Origin of the sequence: Vibrio olivae (assembly GCF_042428525.1) — a bacterium.
Lineage (GTDB): Bacteria > Pseudomonadota > Gammaproteobacteria > Enterobacterales > Vibrionaceae > Vibrio > Vibrio olivae.
Map to the genome: position 1 here is coordinate 1 of NZ_JBHMEP010000008.1, position 24994 is coordinate 24994.

General features: G+C 43.1%; 18 protein-coding genes. 6 read left to right on the top strand and 12 right to left on the bottom strand.

What is annotated here, in order from left to right:
* On the top strand, positions 1-176 hold a 176-nt coding region (locus ACFFUV_RS18250), incomplete at its 5' end, for a transketolase-like TK C-terminal-containing protein (RefSeq protein WP_446697917.1).
* Positions 177-288: 112 nt separating this feature from the next.
* Here ACFFUV_RS18250 and ACFFUV_RS18255 read toward each other — a convergent pair.
* The 8 genes from ACFFUV_RS18255 to ACFFUV_RS18290 form a co-directional block, all read right to left on the bottom strand.
* Positions 289-1752: a glycoside hydrolase family 32 protein gene (locus tag ACFFUV_RS18255; protein WP_390195569.1), complete on the bottom strand. Its 1464-nt coding sequence runs from the start codon at positions 1750-1752 to the stop codon at positions 289-291.
* Positions 1753-1799: 47 nt separating this feature from the next.
* Positions 1800-3422, bottom strand: a complete 1623-nt coding sequence (locus ACFFUV_RS18260) for an ABC transporter ATP-binding protein (RefSeq protein WP_390196002.1) — start codon at positions 3420-3422, stop codon at positions 1800-1802.
* A 55-nt stretch (positions 3423-3477) separates the two neighbouring features.
* On the bottom strand, positions 3478-4557 hold the full coding sequence (locus ACFFUV_RS18265) for an ABC transporter permease (RefSeq protein ID WP_390195572.1): 1080 nt from the start codon (positions 4555-4557) through the stop codon (positions 3478-3480).
* 9 nt (positions 4558-4566) lie between these two features.
* Positions 4567-5565, bottom strand: coding sequence for an ABC transporter permease (locus ACFFUV_RS18270; protein ID WP_390195576.1), 999 nt, complete (start codon positions 5563-5565; stop codon positions 4567-4569).
* A 47-nt stretch (positions 5566-5612) separates the two neighbouring features.
* Positions 5613-7661 (bottom strand): ABC transporter substrate-binding protein, encoded by a 2049-nt coding sequence (locus ACFFUV_RS18275; RefSeq protein WP_390195579.1) that lies wholly within the window; start codon positions 7659-7661, stop codon positions 5613-5615.
* Positions 7662-8158: 497 nt separating this feature from the next.
* Positions 8159-9277, bottom strand: a complete 1119-nt coding sequence (locus ACFFUV_RS18280; protein ID WP_390195581.1) for a carbohydrate porin — start codon at positions 9275-9277, stop codon at positions 8159-8161.
* 204 nt (positions 9278-9481) lie between these two features.
* Positions 9482-10855 (bottom strand): melibiose:sodium transporter MelB, encoded by a 1374-nt coding sequence (gene melB, locus ACFFUV_RS18285; protein ID WP_390195583.1) that lies wholly within the window; start codon positions 10853-10855, stop codon positions 9482-9484.
* A gap of 88 nt (positions 10856-10943) precedes the next feature.
* Positions 10944-13061 (bottom strand): alpha-galactosidase, encoded by a 2118-nt coding sequence (locus ACFFUV_RS18290; protein ID WP_390195587.1) that lies wholly within the window; start codon positions 13059-13061, stop codon positions 10944-10946.
* 291 nt (positions 13062-13352) lie between these two features.
* On the opposite strand from ACFFUV_RS18290, the gene melR reads away from it, so the two are divergent.
* From melR to ACFFUV_RS18305, 3 genes are all read left to right on the top strand, one after another.
* The gene (gene melR, locus ACFFUV_RS18295; protein ID WP_390195591.1) at positions 13353-14246 is read left to right on the top strand and encodes a transcriptional regulator MelR; all 894 of its coding nucleotides are present in this window, start codon (positions 13353-13355) and stop codon (positions 14244-14246) included.
* Positions 14247-14385: 139 nt separating this feature from the next.
* Positions 14386-15543, top strand: coding sequence for an iron-containing alcohol dehydrogenase (locus tag ACFFUV_RS18300; RefSeq protein WP_390196005.1), 1158 nt, complete (start codon positions 14386-14388; stop codon positions 15541-15543).
* A 265-nt stretch (positions 15544-15808) separates the two neighbouring features.
* Positions 15809-17371 carry an HD domain-containing phosphohydrolase gene (locus ACFFUV_RS18305; protein WP_390195594.1) on the top strand — a complete coding sequence of 521 codons (1563 nt, stop codon included), beginning with the start codon at positions 15809-15811 and terminating at the stop codon, positions 17369-17371.
* Between the two features lie 33 nt (positions 17372-17404).
* On the opposite strand, the gene ACFFUV_RS18310 is transcribed toward ACFFUV_RS18305, so the two are convergent.
* From ACFFUV_RS18310 to ACFFUV_RS18325, 4 genes are all read right to left on the bottom strand, one after another.
* Positions 17405-19024, bottom strand: coding sequence for a PAS domain-containing sensor histidine kinase (locus ACFFUV_RS18310; RefSeq protein WP_390195596.1), 1620 nt, complete (start codon positions 19022-19024; stop codon positions 17405-17407).
* Positions 19025-19176: 152 nt separating this feature from the next.
* A complete protein-coding gene (locus ACFFUV_RS18315) occupies positions 19177-19491 on the bottom strand; it encodes a DMT family transporter (RefSeq protein ID WP_390195599.1) in 315 nt (104 codons plus the stop codon).
* Between the two features lie 175 nt (positions 19492-19666).
* On the bottom strand, positions 19667-20620 hold the full coding sequence (locus tag ACFFUV_RS18320; protein WP_390195602.1) for an FAD:protein FMN transferase: 954 nt from the start codon (positions 20618-20620) through the stop codon (positions 19667-19669).
* Entirely contained in the window at positions 20617-21546 is a 930-nt protein-coding gene (locus tag ACFFUV_RS18325) for a LysR family transcriptional regulator (protein ID WP_390195604.1), read from the bottom strand. Before ACFFUV_RS18325 ends, ACFFUV_RS18320 begins: the two co-directional genes overlap by 4 nt.
* 150 nt (positions 21547-21696) lie before the next feature.
* On the opposite strand from ACFFUV_RS18325, the gene ACFFUV_RS18330 reads away from it, so the two are divergent.
* Together ACFFUV_RS18330 and ACFFUV_RS18335 are read left to right on the top strand one after the other, a co-directional pair.
* Positions 21697-22305: an NADH:(hydroxy)cinnamate reductase subunit CrdA gene (locus ACFFUV_RS18330; RefSeq protein ID WP_390195607.1), complete on the top strand. Its 609-nt coding sequence runs from the start codon at positions 21697-21699 to the stop codon at positions 22303-22305.
* Between the two features lie 5 nt (positions 22306-22310).
* Positions 22311-24731, top strand: coding sequence for an NADH:(hydroxy)cinnamate reductase subunit CrdB (locus tag ACFFUV_RS18335; protein ID WP_390195609.1), 2421 nt, complete (start codon positions 22311-22313; stop codon positions 24729-24731).
* Positions 24732-24994 lie beyond the last annotated feature (263 nt).

The window sequence follows — 24994 nt, forward strand, 5'->3', positions numbered from 1 at the left end:
CTCGTGTTGCGGTGGAAGCTGGTATTGCTGATTACTGGTACAAGTACGTGGGTCTTAACGGCCGCGTTGTGGGCATGACAACCTTTGGTGAGTCTGCGCCAGCTGGTGAGCTATTCAAACTGTTTGGCTTTACGACTGAGAATGTGGTTAAAGTTGCCAAAGAAGTTCTCGCATAAGCGCAAAAGTACTGACGAAAGCCCCGCCTTTGCGGGGCTTTTTATTTGTCGTTCAAAACTACATGCTCCACTTGTTTTTCTTCGCACCCGACGCCCCCGTTAACTCAACATTCTAAAAATGATCTTTAGGAACAAAGCTCATGTGCCTAACATTGACATGACCTTTAAGACAACGTACATAAAATCCGTTTTTGTCAGACGCAAAACTTAAATCTGTTATGCAAAACTCTCCCTGCTGAAACAGCAATTCGCTAGAACACCGGTCAATAACGGCAGTCAATTGAATACTGTCTGCCTCCGGTATAGATAAACTCACTTCATGAGCAAAATGGTCCTGATAGTTTTTTTCGCCTTCTATACCAATTGTTCGTTTGGTTGTGATTAAATAGCCCCCTTCAAGACGCTGTAAGGTATAAACTAAAGATGCATTCCCCAAAGGCGAAAAAATCATTGTCGTTCCATGACTTAATACAAATTCACCCTCGAGTATCCCAGTTTGATGATGCTGATTTGCGAACAGGCTTTCTCCAATTCGCAACGTATGATCTTGCATTATAATAGAGCCTTGCTGATTGCCCCAATTCTGAGGTAACGAAGATAAAAGTCGCAGTCCTGATGGCGTTTGTGCCAGTTTTAACTCTCGAGGGATAGTCATAGCACTTCGCCATGCTTTAGTAGGCACATCGTTCGCATACAGCCAATTACTCATCCAAGCGATTGACGTTCGATGCCCATTACCGGTATCAGACCAAGTTTGTGCTGCATAGTAATCATGACCATAATCCAGCCACAAAACGGTTTTCGCATCGTTAAGATTGGTAAACCCTTCCCCATCAAATTGTCCAATAAAATATTGAGTGCCAGAGCCGCCTGCGTAACTACCCCGCTGCACACCAACAATTAATACCCAATAACACATATCTGAATCTTCCAATTGGATTGGAAATAGATCCGGACACTCCCATGGTAATTCATCATGCTTGCCATCATTCAAGCCAAAGTTAGACGTTTTATCCCAATGTTTAAGGTCTTGTGAGCGGTAGAACCCTATCTCCTGTCCTTCGGTAACCACCATAACCCAATGTTGAGATGGCGAGTGCCAAATGACTTTCGGATCACGAAAATCATTTAATCCCGGATTGGGAAGAATGGGATTATCACTAAATTTCTCCCAGCTAAATCCGCCGTCTTTGCTATACGCAAGACTCTGCATTTGATCGCTATCTCGTCCATTGTCATGAGCAATACATGCGGTGTAAAACGCCAGTACTCCAGGCTGCTCAATGTTATCAAATAGCCCACTCGTATTGTGCCAATCCACTATAGCGCTACCTGAAAAGCACATTCCATTGGCATCAGGTACAAGCGCTGGCGGCAGGTGCTGCCAATGACACAGATCGACGCTGACAGCATGTCCCCAATGCATCGGGCCCCACTTATTTGCGTATGGAAAGTACTGATAAAATAAGTGATATTCGTTATTAACGTAAACCAAACCATTTGGATCATTCATCCAACCAAATGGTGGAGTAAAGTGTATGTTCGGTCGAAAAGGGTCCGCGACTAATTTTTGCATATCATTACTTCCAAGTATTGGCCTATACGATTGAAAAAAAGATGAGTCTAAGCGGCAATCTCAAACGCAGCTTTAATCAGTTTTTGTGTGTATTCCATTTGTGAATTTTCCAGCACGTCAATCGTTAAGCCTTCTTCCACAACTTCACCATGTCTCATCACCAAGACCCGATGACAAAGTGATTTCACCACGCGTAAATCATGGCTAATGAACAAGTAGGATATCCCTCTTTTGGTTTGCAACTGCTTAAGTAACTGAACGATCTGATTCTGAATGGTTAAATCCAAAGCCGATGTTGGCTCGTCCAATAGAATTACTTTAGGATCGAGAACAAGAGCTCTGGCTATTGCAATTCTTTGCCGCTGACCACCGGAAAATTCATGCGGATAGCGATTGAGGATATTCGCGGGTAACCCTGCGTCCAGTAACGCTTTTTCAAGTTTGATCAGGCGTTCACTGGGATCTGTGCATAACCCATTAACTGTCAATCCCTCTTCAAGTATTTGCTTGACCGAAAGACGAGGATTGAGAGAGGAGAACGGGTCTTGAAATACAACTTGGAGTTCTTTGCGCAAAACACGAAGTTGCTCGTTGGTGATAGTATTTAAACACTGCCCTTCATAAGTCACATTCCCCCTAATCTCACCCGTATTGAGTAGCTGGAAAATCGCCATGGCGAGTGTTGTTTTGCCTGAACCACTTTCACCAACAATACCTAATGTTTCGCCACGCTTGAGGGAGATAGATATATCATCAACTGCCAGCAGTTTTTTCTCTGGCTTGCGACTGAACCAGCCTTGATGGCCTAATTTAAATTCAACACTCATGTTGTCAGCATGCAAGATCACAGGCGACACCTGAGGCACAGGCAGAGCAGTGCCTTTCGGCTCGGAATCAATTAACATCTGGGTATAACTATGCTCTGCTTTGGTGAAGATCTTCTCGGTTAATCCATGCTCAACCACTTCACCACGCTTCATGACATAGATATAGTCCGCAAACTGGCGAACAATGGTTAAATCATGCGTAATCAACAAGACACTCATGCCAATATCTTGTTGTAAGTTCTTTATGAGACGTAATATATTTGCCTGAACAGTGACATCAAGTGCGGTCGTAGGTTCATCCGCGATGAGTAAGTCGGGGTTATTCGTCAATGCCATCGCAATCATAACCCTCTGGCGTTGTCCTCCAGAAAGTTGATGAGGGTACTGATCAAAACGTTCTTGAGGATGCGGAAGTTGTACCGCTTCAAACAGTTCAATCGTTCTTTTTTTTGCTTCAGCCTTCGATATTTTTTGGTGAATTAAAATCGCTTCACTGACCTGTTCACCTAGCGTATACAGTGGGTTCAATGAAGTCATAGGCTCCTGAAAAATCATGGACATCTTGTTACCACGTAACTTGAGTAACTGACGTTCGCTTGCCGTGGTGATGTCAACGTCGCGATAGCTAATTTTGCTTTGTTGCCCCACTTTGGCATGATTAGGTAGTAGCCCCATTAACGAGCGAGCTGAGACCGATTTCCCAGAACCACTCTCACCCACTAGTGCGACCATTTCCCCTGCTTTAATGCTGTAACTCACCCCGCGCAGTGCTTGCACCAGACCATCTTCTGTTTTGAACCCAACATTAAGGTCTGCAACACGTGCGATAACCTCTCTGCTAATCGATTGATTATCAGATTTCATTCTATCTCTCATCTTATTTCCTCAACATAAGCGCTTAATTGGAGTAAGGATCAACCGCATCTCGAAGACCATCACCCAAAGCGTTAAAACCTAATACCGCCACTAAAATGAAACCAACGGGATAAAGTAACCATGGATAGGAACCAATTGTTTGGAATTGTCCTGCCGCGTTAAGTAACGATCCCCAACTAAACATGGGAGCTTTAACTCCAACGGCCAAAAAACTAAAGAAACTTTCGGTAAGTACGATAGTGGGTAACATAATTGTCGCTAGCACCACCACATTGCTGGTGACATTAGGCAGAATATGCCGCAGTACAATACGCATATCTTTGGCTCCGACCGCTTTGGCTGCTTTGATATAATCAAGATTGCGCATCGATAAGGCTTGAGCCCTTACCTGACGGGCGACAAACGCCCATTGCAGCGAAGATAAAATAATGATCAGCATAATAAATACGTTTAATGAGTCCGCTGTTTTGGGCAGTACAGCAATTAACGCTAAATAAAGTGGCACAGCCGGAAAGGCCAATGCCAGTTCTGCTATTCGCTGAACAACGAAATCAAACCGTCCACCATAGTAACCAGATAGAATGCCGACAACCGTACCAACGGCGATCACGATAAATACAACAGTAATCGCAAAAATCAATGTGATACGGCTACCAAAGAAACAACGCGCGAGCAAATCTCGCCCCAAATTGTCGGAGCCCAGCAGAAATAAAGGCGCATCATTTTCTAATCCAACCAAGTGAGTTGTGAAGGTCATACCAAGAAAGTCATACTCCCACCCCTGATGAAAAAACGTTAGGCTAATACGCTGCGCCCTATTTTCTTTAACAACTGGCAAAAAAGTCGTTGGGTCAAGTTCAATGACTTTTTCATAGACGAATGGTCGTAAATGAAAATCGCCCTCTGAGTCAAAAAACCGAATGTTAGCAGGCGCATCGTAAATATGTTCGCTAAAGCGAACCTTTGGGTTATTCGGTGAAAAAAAAGGGGCAAAAATAGAGGTTAAACCAAGTAGCGTAAGTAAAACCAAACTCGTCAGTGCCATTCTATTTCGTTTAAAACGTATCCAAACTAGGCTGGAATAACTTTGTGATTGTTTCATGATGACGACCTACGATAAGCGAATTCTGGGATCAAGGATGGCTAGCAACAAATCAGAGATTAAATTGCCAACGATAAGTAACGCAGCGACGAGCAGCATGATTGTTCCGATCACGTAAGTATCCTGCTCAGCCATAGCCGAAATGATAAGAGGCCCAATCGTCGGAATACCCAATACCATCGCGGCTTCCATTTCTCCAGTAATCATGTAAGGCAAGGCGACGCCTTGATAAGAAATCAAACTATGTAGCGCGTTCGGAACTGCGTGTTTATAAATCACTTTGCTTTCACGTAACCCTTTCGCTCGGGCTGTTTCGATATATTGCATTCTTAAAATATCGAGTAAGTTGCCGCGCATTAATCGAAGATTGAACGCCATGCCACCAAAAGCGGCAATAAAAATGACAGGCCATATATGAAGCAAAGTGTCGAAGAACTTGTTCCAAGACATGGGCGCAAATAAATACTCGGGAGAGTTCATTGCCCCAATCGAGCCGATATCCCAAGCAAATATCATGAAATAAACAATAATGATGGCCATCACAAATCGCGGAACTGTCATCGCAATAAAAGACAGCAACGTTGCAACTCGATCTCCAATTCTATTTTGATTGGTCGCGGCAAATATTCCCGCAAATACACCTAGTAACGTCGCTCCGATGTGGCACCCGAGAGCGATAAAAATCGTTCTAGGTAAACGCTCTCCAACGACATCCATGACGGGTTTGTTGTAAGCAAATGAATACCCAAAATCAAAATGGAAAACGATATTTTTTAACCAATTAGCGTACTGAGTTAAGATCGGTTGGTCTAAACCGTAACGTGCCCTAGCAGCATCAGCCAAACGTTGTGCTTGTTCCGGAGAGGCCCCGCCCATAGAAATCGCTTGGTTTTTGATTAAATCACCATAATCCCCATCCGGGAGCTGGATAATAACGAACGTGATGGCACTCAGTATCAGCAGTAAACCGACCGTACTCAGTATCCGTTTAGTCATAAATTCAAACATGTGTATCCCTTAAGCCGGCGGGATTAGCTTCCCGCCCTATGCTGGTTTTACTCGTACTCTGGAACGGTATGTGGTTTCAAACCTTTTAGCTGCTGCTGTTTTGGTACCCAAAAACGCTCACGCATAACGGCATCTTCAGCCCATTGATAGGCCGTAATTGGTGCATTAGGCACATTACGAATACGTTTATTGACGAGTAGAGCACCAGGGTATGCAACTAACCCTACGTGATACACATTTTTGGTCATTTCATGGTTTAACTCACCAATAAGATCCGCTTGCTTTTTATTATCTCGCTCAGCGAAAATTTCATGTGCCAAGGTAACCATCTTCTGCTCAAACGGTTGCAGGACCTGCGGATTATTTGCCGTGCCTCTGTGCCATACCGGACCACTTTGTGCAATCGGCGCTAACCATTCCATGCGCTGCATTGGCACAATCAGTTCTTTATCACTACGGTTTAATCGCCAATCAAAATCGCCAGCATCACGCGCAGAATCGCCTTGAACACTATCGAGTAATCTTGGAATCAACTTGATACCGATATCTGCCATCATCGAAACTAAATTATCGTTAAACACACTGTCTGCGGTGCCATTGCCGCTATTGAACACAATTTCTAAATCGTCACCGTGATTAATATCGTCTGGGAAATTAACCACACCATTCCCATCAGAATCCACGAGTCCAAGTTCCGCCAGATATTGCTTGGATAGTCTTGGGTTATATGGGTAATACACAACATCACTTTGTCGATAGAACGCCGTCTCAGGATGCAAGCCTCCAGCGTATTCAGCCGTGAAAGGACCTTTTACCAACGCCTGCCCGAGACTTTTTCGATCAATCGCATGAGAGATCGCTTTACGAAACTTAAGCTTCCGATTCAATTGGCGAATCGCCGCCTCTCGATCATCTCTAACCGATAACGTCGGATTCATATTCATTTGAATTTGGAAAGCTAGATTGCGTGGGCCAAACATTGCACGCGTCGGGGAGTTAGAGGCAGCAAGTTTACGCAGTGTTTCGATGTAGATTGGAGGATTCTCCATATTCGAAAAGTCTGCACTACCGGACATTGTTTCCAGTGTTCTCGACTCCCAGGTCGAGAGTTTGTAACGCACCTCATCCATATAGGGCAATTGATTGCCCTTCTCATCCACTTTCCAATAATAAGGATTGCGACGAAGTAGTATGATTTGATCTTCTTTGTAACTCACGGGAACCCAAGGCCCCATGGTAACCGTAGGCACCTCATTCGCCGGCAATGCATTGCTAAAGTCTTCAAAGGTCGCTTGGTTGTTATATTTAGGATGTAAAGGTTTTAAAACATGGGCAGGGCCTGGACAAAACGTCATAAATGCCATGTTATAAAGTGCTTGGTTTTGAAATGGCTTATTGAAAGACCAGCGAATGGTATACTCATCGATAATAGTCAGCTTGGCGCCGTCACCCAGCGCATTTTGAGAAGAGAACGACGGAACTCTTGGCTCTAAAACCGTATCTTCCCAGTAAAAACGTACATCCTCTGAAGTAAATGGCACCCCATCAGACCACTTGGCACCTTTTAGCAGGTGCATAGTCAACGTCTTACCATCCTTTGACCACTCCCAGCTCTGGGCTAAGTTTGGCAACACCTGTAATTGATCCGTCTTGAGCTGATACATGGGACCTGTGCGGGTTAAACATTGCTGTACAATATAGTTAATACCACCCCAACCTTGAGAGTGAGCAGCTGACCAATTCCACCCCTGCGGACGCCCTCCGGTTACCTGGCGTAACACACCACCATAAACACCAACACCATCAGGCATTGAGGCGGTTTTCATGACCATAGGAGCCTCAGGTAAACGCTGCTCAACAGGCGGCAGTTTGCCTGTCTTTACGTAATTATCCGTGAGCCATTTCGGCTCTGAGTAATGGTCAAGTTTTTTAAACTCAAAAATTTGATCTGGAGAGAAATATTCGATCGACAAGCGGTTCGGGATTTCAGGCGTGCTCGGAATTTTTGTAGCCCCTTCTGGCAGCGCTTCCGATAAAACAGGAAAACACATAGATAAAATTGATAGTCCTAATAGATGCTTATTATAATTCATCATGCTCTATCCTTTGATATTTAATGTAGGTTACATGTTATTTGATTTATAGATTCAACTTATCCGACTCTTGAGCTGTCATCAATTCGAGTTGTATTCCGACGTCACCTTTTATTACTTTTCAAGAGTAAATAGGATCACTTTCTCATACCAAGAAAATTTTCTTATAAATAAAAAATCGAATAACCCCAAAGATTTTTAAAGTAAAATTAGTACGCCCTTAAACCTCATCTATAAACGTTGATAACGAAGATATCCATTTTCATATACGGGTGTATCGGTTTAGAGATGGAGGATATTTACTAATATCAATGAGTACGTTTAAATATTATATGCATAGTAGTTAATAATGAGTAATAAAATATTTATGATAAAAAATCATTTAATACGATAACAATCTATATAGAAAAATATGCCCATACGTAAAAATGAAAATTAATAAGCCATCATTGACCTGTAAAATTCAACGATGACTTAAATTCACATACATCTAAGTAAGGTTAAAACGCGTAATAGAGTCGAACTCGCATTCCATAATCGTCATCTTCTTTAAAATATTCATTCGGTAATGACTGCGTTAACTTACTGGAAATAGCCGTGTAATACGAACCTAAAAGGATGGAAAAGTCCTTAATATCCAGAGTATCCCTAAATGCATACGAAGCGTAGATTGTTGCAACTTCGACGTTACCATCAACCCAGCCTGACAACTCTTTATTATTGTATTCATTATCTGCATAGACATAGCCAATACCAACGTTATCCCAAACCATATTTATGCCAGAACTAAAATTCGTCTCATCTACGGCATCTAAATAGGCGACATTAACATTAATTGACCAATTTTCATTAGACCAGTTACCAGTGAGTCCATAACCAGTGCGCTGTGAAATATCTACTCCATTGGCAACGACCGAATTGGAAACCAAATTGGTTTCCATTGCAGCAGAGAAGCGGAACTGCCCCAAAGAGTAAGCAATAAGAGGACGAATTAAAAATGAATCTTTGCTTTTATCAATCTCATGGCCGTGATAGCTTCCATCAATACCGTCTCTAAATAAGTTAGATCGGTCCCCCATCATTGAACCCACTTCGATGTACAAATTGTCAAAAGTTTGGTGATACATTAATTGACCATCCGCTCCGCGGCCACGGGCTTCTTTCATTTGGTAAGTATAAGCCCAACCATCAGTGTAAAGATCGTTAGCCGTATCGCCCGAGTACTCTAGAAATACATCCAAGCCAACAGGAAACATGTCAGCAGCTTCAAAACGACCAGCTTTAACTGCCCACCCATCTTTTTTACCAAACTCAAAGTAGGCATCATCTAATACAACATTACCCGTACTTTCAAATAGGGGTTGAGCTTTGACACCAACAAAATAGTCATGATTGGAGTATTTTTCCCCCGCAAATTCAACAAGTACCCGCCCATCTTGGTTAAACTCTTGGTCGCCTGAAACATTTGACTCTCGATCTCGATAGTTAAAATTTAACTCAACATTACCAGCAATAGCAAAGTTACCTCGTTCATTGTCAATGATACTGATACCCGCGTTTGCTGATAATGAAAATAGTACAGTGGCAGAACCTAAAAATAATTTATGTGCTCTATTCATAATTTTACCTATAGTATTATTTTTTATTAGTTAATAAAATTTAGATAATAAAAACCTTGCCTTTATGTCAAAGGCCATTATTTCGTTATTTGGATAAAGTTATCGAAGTAGATAGTTAATTATAAACTTAAAATAGAATTTTCGAGTTATTTTCACCTCCTTTGGTTATAAAGGTACCTAATTTAATAATTCCACATTCACTTATCACATCGCTCGTATAGACTTAAAACCATACCTTAACATCGTTTCTTCAACTTTATTTTTATCAAACCCATTGTGCAGTCTATAGAATTTTTTATATATAATAATACTTGCTAACATTAATAATGTGGGTAGCCATATCATCATAAACTCTAATCCAGAGATAGTTTCTGTGGTTTGAACTGCATTTGGAATATATCCGACTAATGATAACCCGACACCAACAACAAACCCGCCAGCAGCTCCGGCAAACTTCACTAACATTGTTTGCACGGAAAAAATAACACTTTCACTACGATGTCCTGTCTTATATTCACCATAGTCGACAACATCCGCTAGCATGACAGTTTGAAGTGCGTTTGTTAATCCTACGCCAAATTTAATTGCCCCACCTGATAGCGCGACTAAAAAGACACTGCCCGGAAAATACGTGCACATAACCAATAGGGATAAACTTGATAGGATTGGAAAGCTCATCGCAAATAACCATAAATTTTTTCGCGGAATTATTCTTGCGATGCGAGGCAATAAAAATACCCCAGCAACTTCTGATATCCCTGAAACCATCATGTAGATAGAAAATAACTCCACTTTATTCAATGCGTAAGTAAAATAGTAAATGGCAAATCCACCTACAATCATATTCGCAATTTGAAAGGTCAACACAGAGCTAATTAAGGCTTTTAATTGATCATTAGACTTTAAAATATAAACAACATCTTTTAAGTTAAATCTCGCTGTTTTTTGGTCAACAGTAGTATTCTCTTTAACATTTCTCGCCACCAAAAAAGCACTCATAATAAATAAGACCGCCACTAACAATGCAAGATTCGAAAAACCTTCACCTTGATCGCCATTTCCCAACTTTTTGATTATCGTTAAACCATAAGTCCCCGTGACAAACCAAGCCATACTGGCAAAAATACGCGGCCAAACAACAAGTTTCTCTCTTTCCTGACGGGAACTGGATAGCGCAGGTATCATAGACCAAAATGGAATATCCATTATGGTATACGTTAATCCCCATAAAATATAAGCAGCCGCTGCATATATATAGAGAGGTGTGCCTTCAAAGGTATGAGTTCGGAACAAAGCAATAAGCACCACGGAGTTTAGAAGTGTCCCAATAACAATCCAAGGGCGAAACTTTCCAAATCTCGAGCGCGTATTATCCACGATCATTCCCATTATCGGGTCCGTCACCGCATCAATGACTCTCGCTGCGAGAAATATGGTCCCTATAAAACCTGCCGAAATGCCAGCGACATCGGTAAAATAAAACATTAGAAATATATAAATTGGCGCACAAGCAAAGTCTTTACCCAATGCTGCAAGCCCGTAGGACGCTTTGGTTTTTATGGTTAATTTACTAGACATGTTACTACCCCATGTTTGCCATCGATATACATATATCGATGGCACATTATGAACAACCAGTACTGCCTTCCTTTATTAAAATGGGCAGTTAACTGATTTTTTCAGCTTTAATTAATATTGCCGTTTCCGGGTCTAATATCGGCATACTTAATCCCACTTCCTTACACCATTCACCGCTCAATTCACATCCTTCTTTGCTCCACGGCGGTTGAAAAACCACAATATCGTTATAGTTTTTCGGTTTATCGAGAATATAAATTCGATACGTCGAATTACTATCTAGCCCAAGGATTCGAAGGTTACCGCTCAAAGAGTGTGTTGGCATTGCACTCTGTGTAACCATAACAACGGCTTGTGATTGATCCTCTGAAACCACCGACAACACCTGATGTGCTGGATCATCCGTTGGGGTGCGCCACATTGTTCCTGTGTGTAAAAGCGATCTTAATTGTTTGTGCAGTGCAACATAACGAGCAAAATGCGCTTTTTCCTCGCCATCTTCTTTAACCGGATCAAGCTCAATTCCCATATGGCCAAACAATGCTGTGACCCCACGGAACTCAATACTATGACGGCGGCGCGTACAATGACATTTGTCTGCACCAATATGGCTCCCCATGACTTCTGGCGGGAAGAAATAGCTCATTCCTCTTTGGATCCCTTGCCGTTCTAGCGCATCATTATTATCCGAAGCCCAAAAACGGTCGGTGCGTTTTAAGATCTCGTAATCAATGCGACCACCACCACCAGCACAAGACTCAATACTCACATGAGGAAACTTCGCTCTGATCTTGTCGACTAATTGATAATAACGTTCTGTCTGTTTACACCCAGACGCCACGCCATCGTGCGCAGGCTGAACAATTTCTCGATTCATATCCCACTTTATATAACCAATATTGTAAGCGCTTAGGAAATAATCCAATCGCTCATATAAGAAGTTGAAGGCATCATCATTCTGTAAATCAATAACATACTGATGTCGACCTGTGGGCTGTTCATAACCATCAACAGCAAGTAACCAGTCGGGATGCGCTCGGTATAAATCCGAATTTTTATTGATCATTTCGGGCTCAAACCATAGCCCAAACTCCATCCCCAACTGATTGACATGCTCGACAATTGGCAACAGACCGTTTGGATATTTAAGTTCGTCTAAAAACCAATCACCAAGCGCTGCCGTATCATCATTCCGACCTTTAAACCAGCCATCATCAATAATAAAGCGCTCAACACCTAACTCAGCCGCTTGCGAAGCCATTTCCATGATATATTCAGGTTCGTGATCAAAATAAATGCCTTCCCATGTATTTAGGTGTACAGGGCGGGGCTTATTTTTAAAATCATCAGCCAGAACCGATTCCCTTACATGATCATGAAAATGATGGCTCATTTGATTAAGGCCGTTTTCGCTATAACTGGCATACAACCATGGTGTAGATATGCTTTCCCCTTTTTCAAGCGAAATCTCTCCAGGAAAATAAATCACTTCAGCTTGCATCATTCGACGACCATCCGTTTTCACATCAGCGCGAAGTCGATGATTACCACTCCAAGCAAAATGAAATCCCCAAACCTCTCCCTGAATCTCACTAAAATTAGCCGTTCCGCAAACCATAGCGGGATAGTGTTCATGGGATGTACGACCACGTCTATTCTCTTGTTGATAACCATTGTGAAGTAACGGCTGACGTTGAGTTTGGAACTCTCTTGCCCAGCGTCCATGAAATGTCATCAACTCAGTGGTTCTTGCGGGTAATGGCATCGAGTTTGCAAAGCGATTGACAAAGTATTTCCCTGACTTGGTATTGATTAAAGTGTGGCGTGTTTTCACGACATCAAATTCATCAAGACAAATCTCAGTTAGCAAACTTAATCCGGCCCGTTGATCTTCGCTAGTAAGGCTCAGAATGTCGCCACTTTTCTCGACGTTTTTTAGGAAGAAGACAGGTGCCCAATGATGACCATCACGATGGCCTTCTAAGCCAGGGCTACTAAAGACACCACGACCTAATTCAGGCAATGTCGTCATGGCAACATCGTTATCTAAACGTCCATGGGGAATTGGACGATACAAAGACTGACGGAAACTTTCTAAGCTTCCAGAGATTTTCTTACCCCAATGGAGAATTTCTGCAAAATCACCGACCTCAACAACCAGCTGAGATGATGTGCCATTTAACTGGAACAGTGTTTTTTCTTTCATGACATCTTACTCGACATATGACCAACGATTAACGTGTAATCAAATTAAACGACTCTTGTTTTGTCATCAAATCGAGATAAAAGCTCAAGTCACCGAACCTTACTTTTTCAGATTCTTAAGATAAAAAGCTGAAACCCGTATCCTTGTTGTCGTGAAAATCTGCTTCTATGATTTCTTTTACTACAAAGGCCAAAGCAAAGATCGATCACATATTAACGAAATACTATCTGATAGGCTGAAACATAAAGCTTACTTTTTGGCACAATGAAAATGCTTTAGGGATAAATGAGCATGAATAATTTGAAAGTGTTTCAGTCTGAAAACGTCAACTATTTAGTCAATGACCTGCGCTTTGCGCCATTACTCGATGTCGAGACAGAGTTGAGTTTTGAACAACGCAAACCTTTTTATATGGCCGAATATCATTGGCATCAACAAATTGAGATTAATGTGCTTCACAAAGGCACTCTCGAATATGCAATTAATAATGCCAAGGTCCAAATCACGGCCGGAGAGATGGCCGTATTCTGGGCAGTGACACCGCATCGAGTAAGCAAAGTCAGTGAGGATGCTATGGTGGGTATTATCAATATCCCCTTGAGCGCTTTTCTGGGTTGGGTATTACCACAGGAGTTCATGCAACAAGTTATGCACGGTGGAGTCATTACATCATCAACCGATGGGGTTGTCAGTCTTGCTGAAAGTAATCGCTGGCTTAGTTGCTATCACAATGAAAATAGCGTGCGAAACCGAATAGTCAGTGATGAAGTTTGCTTAATGTTGCGACGCCTCTGTTCATTCGACTATAAGGTGGAAATGTTTAGTTTCCTTCGTAATGGCTCATCTCGCCACCCAAGTGATACTGGTTATAAGAACGTCCAGTTGATGTTAGACTACATTGCCAAAAATCATAATAAAGATATTAAAGTTGATGACATTGCGGCTCATGTAAAACTCCACCCCAAATATGCGATGGGATTATTTAAAAACATGCTCAGTGTCTCGATAAAACAGTATCTAATCATCATGCGAATTAATCATGCAAAAGTCCTGCTGAGTAATACGAGAAACCCTATAAAAAATATAACTAACGACAGCGGCTTCAAGCATCCAGGATCTTTTTTTGCTGCTTTTAAAAAACACGTCGGTATTACACCTCAGGAATTTCGCGATCAAACAATGTAAATAACTCGCATCTCTTTGAAGTATATTGATTCCCAAGAACCTGATACCGACTTGATAAATGAGCGGTTTCGCATAGGAATGGATGGCATTAATTGGTAGCCTACTTAAACACCCACTTCGTCAGCTTTCAGGAATTCACATGAATAACTTTACCTATTTTAACCCAACTAAAGCGCACTTTGGTAAAGGGCAAATAGCGACTCTCAAAGAAGAAATTGCAGCGAACAGCCGCGTTTTGCTCACTTATGGCGGCGGCAGCATCAAGCATAATGGCGTTTATGACCAAGTCATCGATGCGCTTAGCGAATGCACTGTTGTCGAATTTGGTGGCATTGAACCTAACCCGCACTATGAGACCCTTATCAAAGCCGTGGAGATCGCAAAACAGCAAGATATCGATGTGATTCTTGCGGTGGGCGGAGGCTCTGTGATTGATGGCAGTAAGTTTATCGCTGCAGCCGCCTGTTATGAAGGCGATTACTGGGACATCATCACGACAGGTGGAGGGTGTGTCACTCGAGCTTTTCCTTTAGGCTGCGTACTAACATTACCTGCAACCGGCTCTGAGATGAATCGAAACAGTGTCGTGACACGTGCCGCCACACAAGACAAATTGTCTTTCGGCTCTGATCTGGTTCGCCCTGCCTTTTCTATTCTTGATCCAGAAACAACGTATTCGCTTCCGCCAAGACAAATCGCGAACGGCGTTGTCGACAGCTTCGTTCATATCATGGAGCAATACATGACCTACCCGGTCAACGCTAAAGTGTCAGACCGCTTTGCAGAAAGCCTATTGCTTAATCTATTAGAAGATGGACCTGAGGCGCTCACTAAGGCCGAAGATTACGATGTGCGCGCCAACTTAATGTGGACCGCTACCATGGCGCTGAATGGAACGCTCAAAAATGGTGTACCAACGGACTGGGCCACTCATGCAATCGGTCACGAACTGACCGCCTTATATGGGCTTGACCATGCGCAGACTCTCGCGATAGTAATGCCTGCGCTGTGGCGCTACAAAAAAGCGCAAAAGAAACACAAGCTGCTGCAATACGCTGAGCGAGTGCTGAATATCACTGCCGGTACAGACGATGAGAAAGTGGCGCAAGCCATCAAAAAAACCGAGGATTTCTTTATCCAAATGGGTAATCCAGTGACATTAGCAGCGTACAATCTAAGCGCTGATGCTATCCCTGCGGTTAAAGAAAAACTCATTGAACACCGGCACCTTGCGATTGGTGAACATCAAGATATTACCCCGCAAGACGCAGCGGAAATTTTAACACTCGCTTTATAAGCGTATTCGCACCCAAGGTACTCGCCAGCCAGTTAGCGTATCTTGGGTGTTTTTGTACTCAGTGACATTTTAAGATAACTTCCCCTCATCCATGCTTATTCTGGCGAGTCTTTCTCGCTATCTCTCTGAACAAAGAGAAGATTTCACTAACAATGATTAAACCGAAATTGGCCGAATTTCGCCTAATGAATGTGGCAACTCTTTAATCGTCCTCCTATAGTTTATATAGCGATAAATTGGAATCATCGACGGTTAGGTGCACTCAATGGCAAACCCCCTGTTTTCAAAAAAATCAGTCCCTAAATCAGCACAAGCTAAAGTAACAGACATTAAGCTAGACGAAGCGCTTACCCCATGGAAAGTCGCGCTCATAGATGATGAAGATGATGTTATTTCAATTTCAGAGATGGTTTTAAAGCGTGTACTGGTCGACAGTCGCCCGCTCGAATTTTTGAAGGCCCATTCGGCTCAAGAAGCCAAAGACCTCTTTGAACAACACTCAGACATAGCGATAGCGCTTGTCGATGTGGTTATGGAAGACGATCATGCCGGGCTCGATCTTGTGAAATGGATACGGGAAAGTAATAAAAACACCACGACTCGACTCGTGCTGCGTACAGGGCAACCTGGCGAAGCGCCTGAAGAAGATGTGATACGTGATTACGACATTAACGATTACAAAAATAAGGCCGAGCTGAATTCCACCCGCTTAAAAACTACGATTTATGCCGCGATTCGCTCATACCGAGATATTCTCGAAGTTCAGCATGGGCAAAAAGGGCTTGAAGATGTGGTCAGTGCCACCACTCGTGTGCTGCAATCTGCTAATAGTGAAGAGTTTTGTATTCGAGTTTTCAAAGAAGCTAACGATCTGCTCGGGCAAGAAACGGGGGCTTTCTATCTTCACTATCACTTAATCAATGCTTTGGGCAATGAAGAACAGATCCAACTCGCGTATGATGGCTCGCGCTATCACATCGATACTCACCTTGAGCACGACATTTACCCAGACTCGGTTAAAAAGACAATGAGCCAAGCGATGTCCAGCCATAGTAATGTTGAGCAGGATGATAGGCTGTGTAACTTTACTCAGCTTTCTGAAACCAGTTCATGTGTCTCCTTGGTAAGCCTTGCTCATCCCACCACGTCACTCACACGCCGTCTACTCAATGTGTTGCTAACTAAAGTTTCTATTATCTTTGAAAATCTCACTCGCCTTGAAGATATTGAACGAACTCAGCAGGAACTAATGTACATTCTTGGCGAGGCGATCGAGAAGCGCAGTAAAGAGACGGGGTCACATGTTCGCCGAGTTTCGCTCATCTGTGAGTTTTTAGCGCAGCGTTTAGGTTTAGACGAGCACTTCGTCCAGCTTGTCAAACATGCAACACCGATGCATGACATCGGAAAGATAGCAGTACCAGAGCGTATTTTGCACAAACCAGGCAAATTGGACGGTGATGAGTGGGAAGTCATGAAAACACACGCCCAAGTCGGCTATGACCTACTGTGCAACTCCAAACGCGCTCTTCCTCAAATTGGTGCTCGCATCGCTTTATATCACCATGAAAAATGGGATGGTTCTGGCTACCCCTCCGGTCTTAAAGGCAAAGAAATTCCTATCGAAGGCAGAATCATGGCCATCGCAGATGTAATCGACGCGTTAGCCGCACGCCGCTCATACAAAGAGCCTTGGCCGCCACAACAAATTCTTGCTCTCCTTAAAGAAGAACGGGGGCGTCATTTTGATCCGGAAATCTGCGACATTGCGGTTGACCATTTTGACAACATTATGGCGCTAAGGGCGATTTACCCAGATGATGAATAGCCTAACCTCTAAAACATTCAACATAGAGAGGGGTCAAACCCTCTCTTTTACGTTGAATACTAATTTAAATTCCACACCTTGCCCTTCAATACTAAGGCACTCAATCGTGCCACCCAGTGCGTTTTTCACTATGTTGTAAGTCACATTCAAACCAAGCCCCGTCCCTCCATTCACACGGTTAGTGGTAAAGAATGGATCGAAGATACGAGGAAGGTTTTCTTTATTAATGCCTTTACCATCATCCTGATATGTGAGAGTAAAGCGAGTGTCACTCTGTTCTCTTACCGCAATAGTGATCCTGCCATCCGACTTTTTACTAAAGCCATGATAAATCGAATTGACGATCAAATTCGTGAGGACTTGAGAAATTAACCCGGGATTTGCGACGACATTGTAATGATTGGCGCAATCTAACTCGATATAAGCATTCGCTTTTCGGGTCACTGAACTTAAACTAAATATCACCTCATCAATATATTCTTTGAGATTAATCGCTCGATCTTCTTCACTGGTTTGATCGACAGCAATCTGTTTAAAGCCTCTGATTAACTGCGCCGTTCTCTCCAAGTTTTTATTGACGATATCGGACAGCTCAGTGGCACTATTTAAAAAGCTTTCAAACAGCGCTTCATCCAGCTCCCCGTTTTGATAGCGCTTACGGATTGCACTAATTTCGTCGATAAACTGACTAATCCCCATTAACCCAACCCCGACAGGAGTATTGATTTCATGAACGACCCCTGCCACTAGCGAACCCAAACTGGCCATCTTTTCTGATTCGACCAGTTTGTCTTGGGTTTGCTTTAGGTTTTCAAGCATATGCTCAAGGTTAGTGTTTGACTGATCCAGCTCAGCATTACGATGATACAGCTTGAGTTCCAAACTTTTCTTCTCAGAAATATCGCGAATCACTGCATAAATCGAATCCACGCCATTGAGCGTCACTTTGGTAATAATCACTTCGGTCCAAAACTCTGTACCATCGGTTTTCTTATGCACCCATTCAAATCTCGCACTCCCTTTGTCTAACGAGTCCATAATTAACGCTTTTGCAGCATCTTTAGAGGGGGTTCCGTCTGCTTGAAAGTGAGGAGAGATATCTTTGGGATGCAAACCAATGACTTGCTCTTTACGCTCAAAACCAAACATGCTTAAAAACGCCTTGTTGCAATCGGTGTATTTTTGACCATCAAAAATGCTTAACCCATCCATCGACTCATTAAATAGGGTTTCAAAAATCTCTTTTTGCTCGGCCAGTTTCAGCTCAAGGTCTTTTTTCTCACTAATATCACGCCAATTGGCATGCACAACCACCTCACCTTCAAGGTTCATTCGCGTAATGATGACTTCACTCCAAAAGGGTTCGCCATTAGATTTTTTATGAATCCACTCGAAACGCACACTCCCTTCTTCATAACATTGGTTGATGTATTCCATTCCCTTCTCTACCGACAACCTACCATCGAACTGATATTCCGGTGAGAAATCAAAAGGCGTTCGGCCAACCAAGTGCTCTTTCTTTTCGAGTCCAACCAAGTCCAGCATGGACTGGTTACAATCCACAAAAACGCCATCCTTAAAAAGTGCTAAACCATCCTTGGAATGCCTAAATACGGTTTCAAAACCGCTTGCTTGCGTATCTATCTGCTTCATTTGCCATCCGAGTCCATGCAACACGTTGAAATAACGTATCTATTAAAGAAATTAGCAAAGAACGCTGATAATTCCACTCAAAATGCTAGGTTGTTAGACATCGGCAAAAGTACAGAGCGCAAAGCGTTCACGGTGCCCTAGACACTAAAAATCTAGCTTGAGATCTTTAGGCCAATAACACCACAGACAATCAATAGGATACTGACCAACTTGGTGACACTCAGCGCGTCTCCAAACAGCAATACACCAGAGAAAACTGTCCCAAGCATACCGATGACGACCCAAACGCTATACGCTAAGCTCATGGGTAAACTTTTCATCGATAGACCAAGCAAGCCGATGCTGAGAAAGAGGAAAAAAACAGTAAGGAAGGACAAAAACGGTTTGGTAAACCCTTGTGTATATTTAAGCCCAACAGCCCAAGCAATTTCACTTAAGCCTGCAAGAAATAAAATGAACCACGCCATATACGATTACCTCGTTATGGGGTCGTCCCCTAAAACAGATGTGACCCCTTAAGGTCGTCCTTATGGGGGTTAGTGAAATGATATTTTAACCAGTCACGAATGAAAATAAAATGGGCGACGCCCTCCAATGAGATTGAATCGCTCGGCCCTTATTAACAACACAATACAAGTTAAGTTACGCTAACGTAATTTTGTCCCTGAGATTCGTCGAAACGGCAAGTTGACCATCGACGGTAATCACCACCGCTTCAATACCCTCTATTCCATTGACGCTATCTAAAATGCGTTTGGGAGGCATTCCAAATAGCTTAGTGGTGTATATATCACAGTCCAAGGATGTCTTCGAGATAACGGTTAAAGATGCCACGTTGTTTTCAACAGGGTACCCCGTTTGACTATCAAAGATGTGATGGTATTGATTGCCATTGTACTCAAACGTTCTTTCGTAAATGCCCGACGTTACAACCGATTGATTTGTGATTTTAACTTTGGCGACACTGTGACCTCTGGGCAAGAAAGGGTTTTGTATTCCGACATCCCAATCTAGGCTATGTTTGGGAGACTCACCATAGACCAGCAGATTACCGCCGATATCAATCATCGCGGAAAGCGGATTTTTTTGCTTGAAGAAGTCCATAATTTTGTCACTGAAATACCCTTTGGCAATGGCACCCAAGTCGATTTCAACACCCGGTTTAGCGAAAAAAACCGATTGATGCTCATCGTCTAAGATAATATATGCTGGATCTAAACACGCGAGTACCGAATCAATTTCACTCTGGCTCGGAACTCTGGCTTCGTCAAAGCCCACTCGCCAGAGCTTGATCAAAGGGCCTATCGCGATGTTTAAGAAGCTATTCGGAGCAAGGCTGTGCGCTTTCCCAATCTTAATTAATTCGTACAACTCAGAATCGACAACAACCGGTTCCTTGACAGCTGAGTGGGTCAAAGCAGACAAAGGTGAAAAGGCGTTATTAGCACTAAATACTTGCTCATAACGCTTTAACATCGTACACGCCTCTGACACCCACCTATCGGCGAACTGACCTTTAAAGGAAAGACGAATCTTAGTTCCCATGAGCTCAATCGTTTTATGAGCTTCGGTCATCCACATTTCTTGAGACATCATTCTGCTCCAACCTCATCATCCCGCCAAAATGAATCAATCAGACCTTTATCAACCTCTGACAACACTCGATGGCTATTGTGAGCAATAAAATAATCCAAGTTTAACTGGTTAATTGGCAGTTCATAAATATTGTACTGCTCAGGACATGGTGCCAACGTCAAACTTTCAGGCACGAAAGTCACACCTATGCCAGCCATCGCTAGGCTTTTGACCGTGGCAATTTCGCAGCTCTCCACCACAATGTTGGCTTTTAATTTGTATATCCCGAGCAAGTGATCAATCTGCATTCGAATCGCAGAGCCTTTTGACGTCAGCACCAAATCCTGTTTCAGCAACGCTTCTATACAGATACTGTTTTTTTTCAGTACAGCCGTCTCTGGCTGGTAAAGCTCGCAGGTACGTGGAATCACCGCATAGTATCCATGTTTTCCCCATGACTTAACACACAGTGTTGGCGCTATACTGCTGGAATTCTGCCCTATCCAAAAATCTACTTCGCCTTTTAGCAACCTTTTTTCATTGTTTTCTGGGATGTCTTCCACCAGTTCGATTTGGCAGTCCGGATAACGCGCCATAAATTTTGGAAGAAACAGTGGAATAAGGTAAGTACCGATGCTGGATAAAATACCAATTTTGAGGGTCGTTTTTCCGCTGTCAGTGATGGCATCGACTGCTCGGCGCATATTGGAATACGCGGTTTCCAATGAGCCGAGGTAATCGTAGTAAACCTTACCGGGCTCAGTTAATCGATATGGCAACTCGCTACGATTGATTATCTGGCAATTCAGCTCAGTTTCAATGCGTTTAATCACTTGCGTCAGGTACGGCTGAGAAATATACAGAGATTCAGCAGCCTTACTGTAATTACTGAATTTAAGCAAAGCATCGATATAGCATAAGGGATTTTGACTCTTGTATTTTGACATGTTTTCTCTCTGAATCCCGCCTAAACTCAAACTATAACAAATTACTTATAAAGCATAAATAGATAGCTATTAGCCAGCCTTTGCAGACTGTGATAAAACAATAACCAGAATTTATTTATGGCTATTTAAAGATATAGGAAAACCTCTAATATGAAATACTTAGCAATTGTTGGCACCAATTCCAATGTGTCAACAAACCGCATGTTACTGCAGTTCATGAAAGAGCATTTCAAGCAAGAAGCACAAATAGAACTGTGTGAAATCAAAGATCTTCCTGCGTTCTACGAGGCGAAAGATGATCAGGTTCCTCAACAAGTCGAAGCGGTTTCTGAGCAAATTCGTCAAGCCGATGGCGTCATTATTGCCACCCCTGAGTATGATCACGCGATTACTGCAGCATTAAAAAGCGCCTTAGAATGGATCAGCTACACCAGCCAAGCGCTCACAGACAAGCCTGTGTTAATTGTCGGAGCGTCCCATGGAGCCTTGGGTTCGTCTCGCGCTCAAGCGCATCTTCGCCAAATTCTAGACTCACCCGAATTAGCAGCGCGAATCATGCCAAGTAGCGAATTCTTGCTTGGCAAATCACAGGCAGCGTTTGATGCTACCGGTCGTTTAATCGACGAGGATAAGCTTACCGAACTCGATGAGATTTTTAGAGAATTCATGTTATTCACTCAACTTATTACAAAATTGTTATCAGAAAAAACCACGACTAAAAAAGCCAAAAAATACGTATGGCAAACTCAGGAGGCATAACCACTATGAAATTTACTGCAATCGTCGGCACCACGTCTCCAAAGTCCCATAACCGTATGCTTCTTGAGTTCATGCAAGCGCACTTTAAACACAAAGCAGAGATTGAACTATTGGAAATCAATGAGGTTCCAATGTTTAATCAAGATACCCCCTCAAACCACCCTGCTCTGTTAGAAATTAATGAAAAAATCATCGCTAGTGATGGAGTGATTATCGCCACACCAGAATATAACCACTCGATTCCTTCCAGCCTCAAAAGTGTACTCGAATGGCTAAGCTATGAGCTTCATCCCTTAGATGGTAAACCCGTCATGATTTTAGGTGCTTCCATCGACTCGCAAGGTTCTTCACGAGCTCAATTACATCTACGCCAAATCTTGGATGCTCCAGGGGTCAATGCGAATGTGATGCCGGGTTACGAGTTCCTACTTGGCAATGCGCATAACGCTTTTGATGACAATGGGCAGTTAAGCAGTGAAGGCACCATTGATTTCCTAGAAATATGCTTCTTACGGTTTATGCGTTTCGCTAAGATCTCCAATCAGCTTAATGAAGAAGAAGATTTTTCATTCCAACCCGGCGTTTATGAAGTTAGCGCATTGGGTCACGGCGGCGCTCTGCCCATGAAAGTGGCGTTCAGCGATAAAAAAATTGAACGCATTGATATTGATACCGGAGGCGAAACAGAAGGCCTGGCGGACGTGGTGTTTGTTCGCATTCCAGACAAGATAATCGAAGGTCAAACCCTCAATGTCGATGCATTATCCGGCGCTTCAGAAACAAGTAATGCGGTTATTGATGGTGTCGCTAAAGCCGTAAAACTCGCAGGTGTTAATCCCGATATCTTAAAACGCCGCCCGAAACCGGCAAGCAGCTTGAACCGTGATGATGAAGAATACCATTGTGATGTGGTCGTGATTGGCGGTGGTGGTGCTGGTTTAAGTGCAGCTGCAACCGTATTACAGCAAGGCAAGAGGGCTATTGTTGTTGAGAAATTCCCCGCAGTAGGTGGTAATACCATTCGTACCGGCGGCCCAATCAATGCTGCAGATCCAGAGTGGCAACGTTCTTTTGAAGAAAACCCGGGAGAAAGACATACCATTGAAAGCTTAGTTAACACCGATGAAAGCGAAATCCACCAAGAATACCTTGCAGACTTTAGAGCATTGAAGCAAGAATTTGCCGCTTATCAACAGCAGTTTGGCGAGAATAAAGGCTACCTATTTGATTCTCCTCTGCTTCACCGTATGCAGACTTACTTTGGTGGTAAACGTAGTGATCTCCATGGGAACAGCATCTATGGTCAGTACGATCTGGTTAAAATCTTAACCGATAACGCATTGGAAAGTGTTCAATGGCTTGAGAAAATTGGGGTCGAGTACGATAAATCCGTGGTGTTTGCGCCAGTTGGCGCCTTATGGCGTCGTGGGCACAAACCTATCAAGAAATACGGCACTGCGTTTATTCTTGCGCTCAGCCAATATATTGAGGAAATGTCAGGCACCATTCTAACCGACAGCCCTGCGAAAGAGTTCCTTATCGAAAATGGCGAGATCAAAGGGATTATCGCTACGGGTGCAAATGGCCAAACCATTACCGTCCATGCCAACGCCGTTGTACTGGCCAGTGGCGGTTTTGGCGCCAATACCAAAATGCTCAAACAGTACAATACATACTGGAGCAACATTGCAGACGACATCAAGACGACCAACTCTTATGCCATGACGGGCGATGGTATCGTTCTAGGTCAATCCGTCGGCGCTGGATTAACAGGCATGGGCTTTACCCAGATGATGCCAGTTGCTGACCCAAATACCGGTGAACTGTTTAGTGGCCTGCAAGTCCCGCCCGAAAACTTTGTGATTGTGAATAAACAAGGAAAACGTTTCGTGAATGAGTTTGCCGGACGCGACGTATTAACCAAAGCGGCTTTGGCTGAAGGTGGCCTTTTCTATCTGATTGCCGATGATGAAATCAAGAAAACCGCCGCCAACACCAGTCAGGAAAAAATTGATCGTCAAGTGGAAGCTGGCACTCTGTTCAGAGCGGATACCCTTGAAGAATTGGCGGTTAAAGTGGGTATGGCTCCCGCAGTACTGAAAGAGACCATCGATAACTACAATCGCTATGTGGATGCAGGGTTAGACCCAGAGTTTCATAAAGATACATTCAGCTTGAAAGTGGAAAAAGCGCCGTTCTACGCAACGCCGAGACAACCCGCAGTTCACCACACAATGGGTGGACTTAAGATCGATACCGCCACGCGAGTATTGGACGAGAATAACCAGCCAATCAAAAACTTGTACGCAGCCGGTGAAGTCGCTGGCGGCATCCATGCTGGTAACCGCCTTGGGGGGAACGCCCTGGCAGATATCTTTACCTTTGGTCGGATTGCAGGTCAAACGGCCATTCAGGAAATGAACTAAATCTGCCACATTAAGTTTTACTTGATGCCACACCATAATTACAGAGGCTTCCCCACATGGGTTAGCCTCTTTTTTATTATCTAATCCTTGAAAAAACGTCGCTACCATCCACGCGAATGAAAGATACTATTCTATGATCTCTTTTGATTGACATTGGAAATTGTGACTAGGGAAAGCCCTATAACTCTGCTAGACTCCCTTCCCTTCCTAGCTTTATGGCTCTATTTGAATGCCCAGTAAAGCAAGGAAAGTACCACCGACAT

Bases quoted from the DNA above. Each gene is read 5' to 3' on its own strand.
- ACFFUV_RS18255 (WP_390195569.1), bottom strand. From the start codon at position 1,752: ATGCAAAAATTAGTCGCGGACCCTTTTCGACCGAACATACACTTTACT.
- ACFFUV_RS18265 (WP_390195572.1), bottom strand. From the start codon at position 4,557: ATGAAACAATCACAAAGTTATTCCAGCCTAGTTTGGATACGTTTTAAA.
- ACFFUV_RS18270 (WP_390195576.1), bottom strand. From the start codon at position 5,565: ATGTTTGAATTTATGACTAAACGGATACTGAGTACGGTCGGTTTACTG.
- ACFFUV_RS18275 (WP_390195579.1), bottom strand. From the start codon at position 7,661: ATGATGAATTATAATAAGCATCTATTAGGACTATCAATTTTATCTATG.
- ACFFUV_RS18280 (WP_390195581.1), bottom strand. From the start codon at position 9,277: ATGAATAGAGCACATAAATTATTTTTAGGTTCTGCCACTGTACTATTT.
- melB (WP_390195583.1), bottom strand. From the start codon at position 10,855: ATGTCTAGTAAATTAACCATAAAAACCAAAGCGTCCTACGGGCTTGCA.
- ACFFUV_RS18290 (WP_390195587.1), bottom strand. From the start codon at position 13,061: ATGAAAGAAAAAACACTGTTCCAGTTAAATGGCACATCATCTCAGCTG.
- melR (WP_390195591.1), top strand. From the start codon at position 13,353: ATGAATAATTTGAAAGTGTTTCAGTCTGAAAACGTCAACTATTTAGTC.
- ACFFUV_RS18300 (WP_390196005.1), top strand. From the start codon at position 14,386: ATGAATAACTTTACCTATTTTAACCCAACTAAAGCGCACTTTGGTAAA.
- ACFFUV_RS18305 (WP_390195594.1), top strand. From the start codon at position 15,809: ATGGCAAACCCCCTGTTTTCAAAAAAATCAGTCCCTAAATCAGCACAA.
- ACFFUV_RS18310 (WP_390195596.1), bottom strand. From the start codon at position 19,024: ATGAAGCAGATAGATACGCAAGCAAGCGGTTTTGAAACCGTATTTAGG.
- ACFFUV_RS18315 (WP_390195599.1), bottom strand. From the start codon at position 19,491: ATGGCGTGGTTCATTTTATTTCTTGCAGGCTTAAGTGAAATTGCTTGG.
- ACFFUV_RS18320 (WP_390195602.1), bottom strand. From the start codon at position 20,620: ATGATGTCTCAAGAAATGTGGATGACCGAAGCTCATAAAACGATTGAG.
- ACFFUV_RS18325 (WP_390195604.1), bottom strand. From the start codon at position 21,546: ATGTCAAAATACAAGAGTCAAAATCCCTTATGCTATATCGATGCTTTG.
- ACFFUV_RS18330 (WP_390195607.1), top strand. From the start codon at position 21,697: ATGAAATACTTAGCAATTGTTGGCACCAATTCCAATGTGTCAACAAAC.
- ACFFUV_RS18335 (WP_390195609.1), top strand. From the start codon at position 22,311: ATGAAATTTACTGCAATCGTCGGCACCACGTCTCCAAAGTCCCATAAC.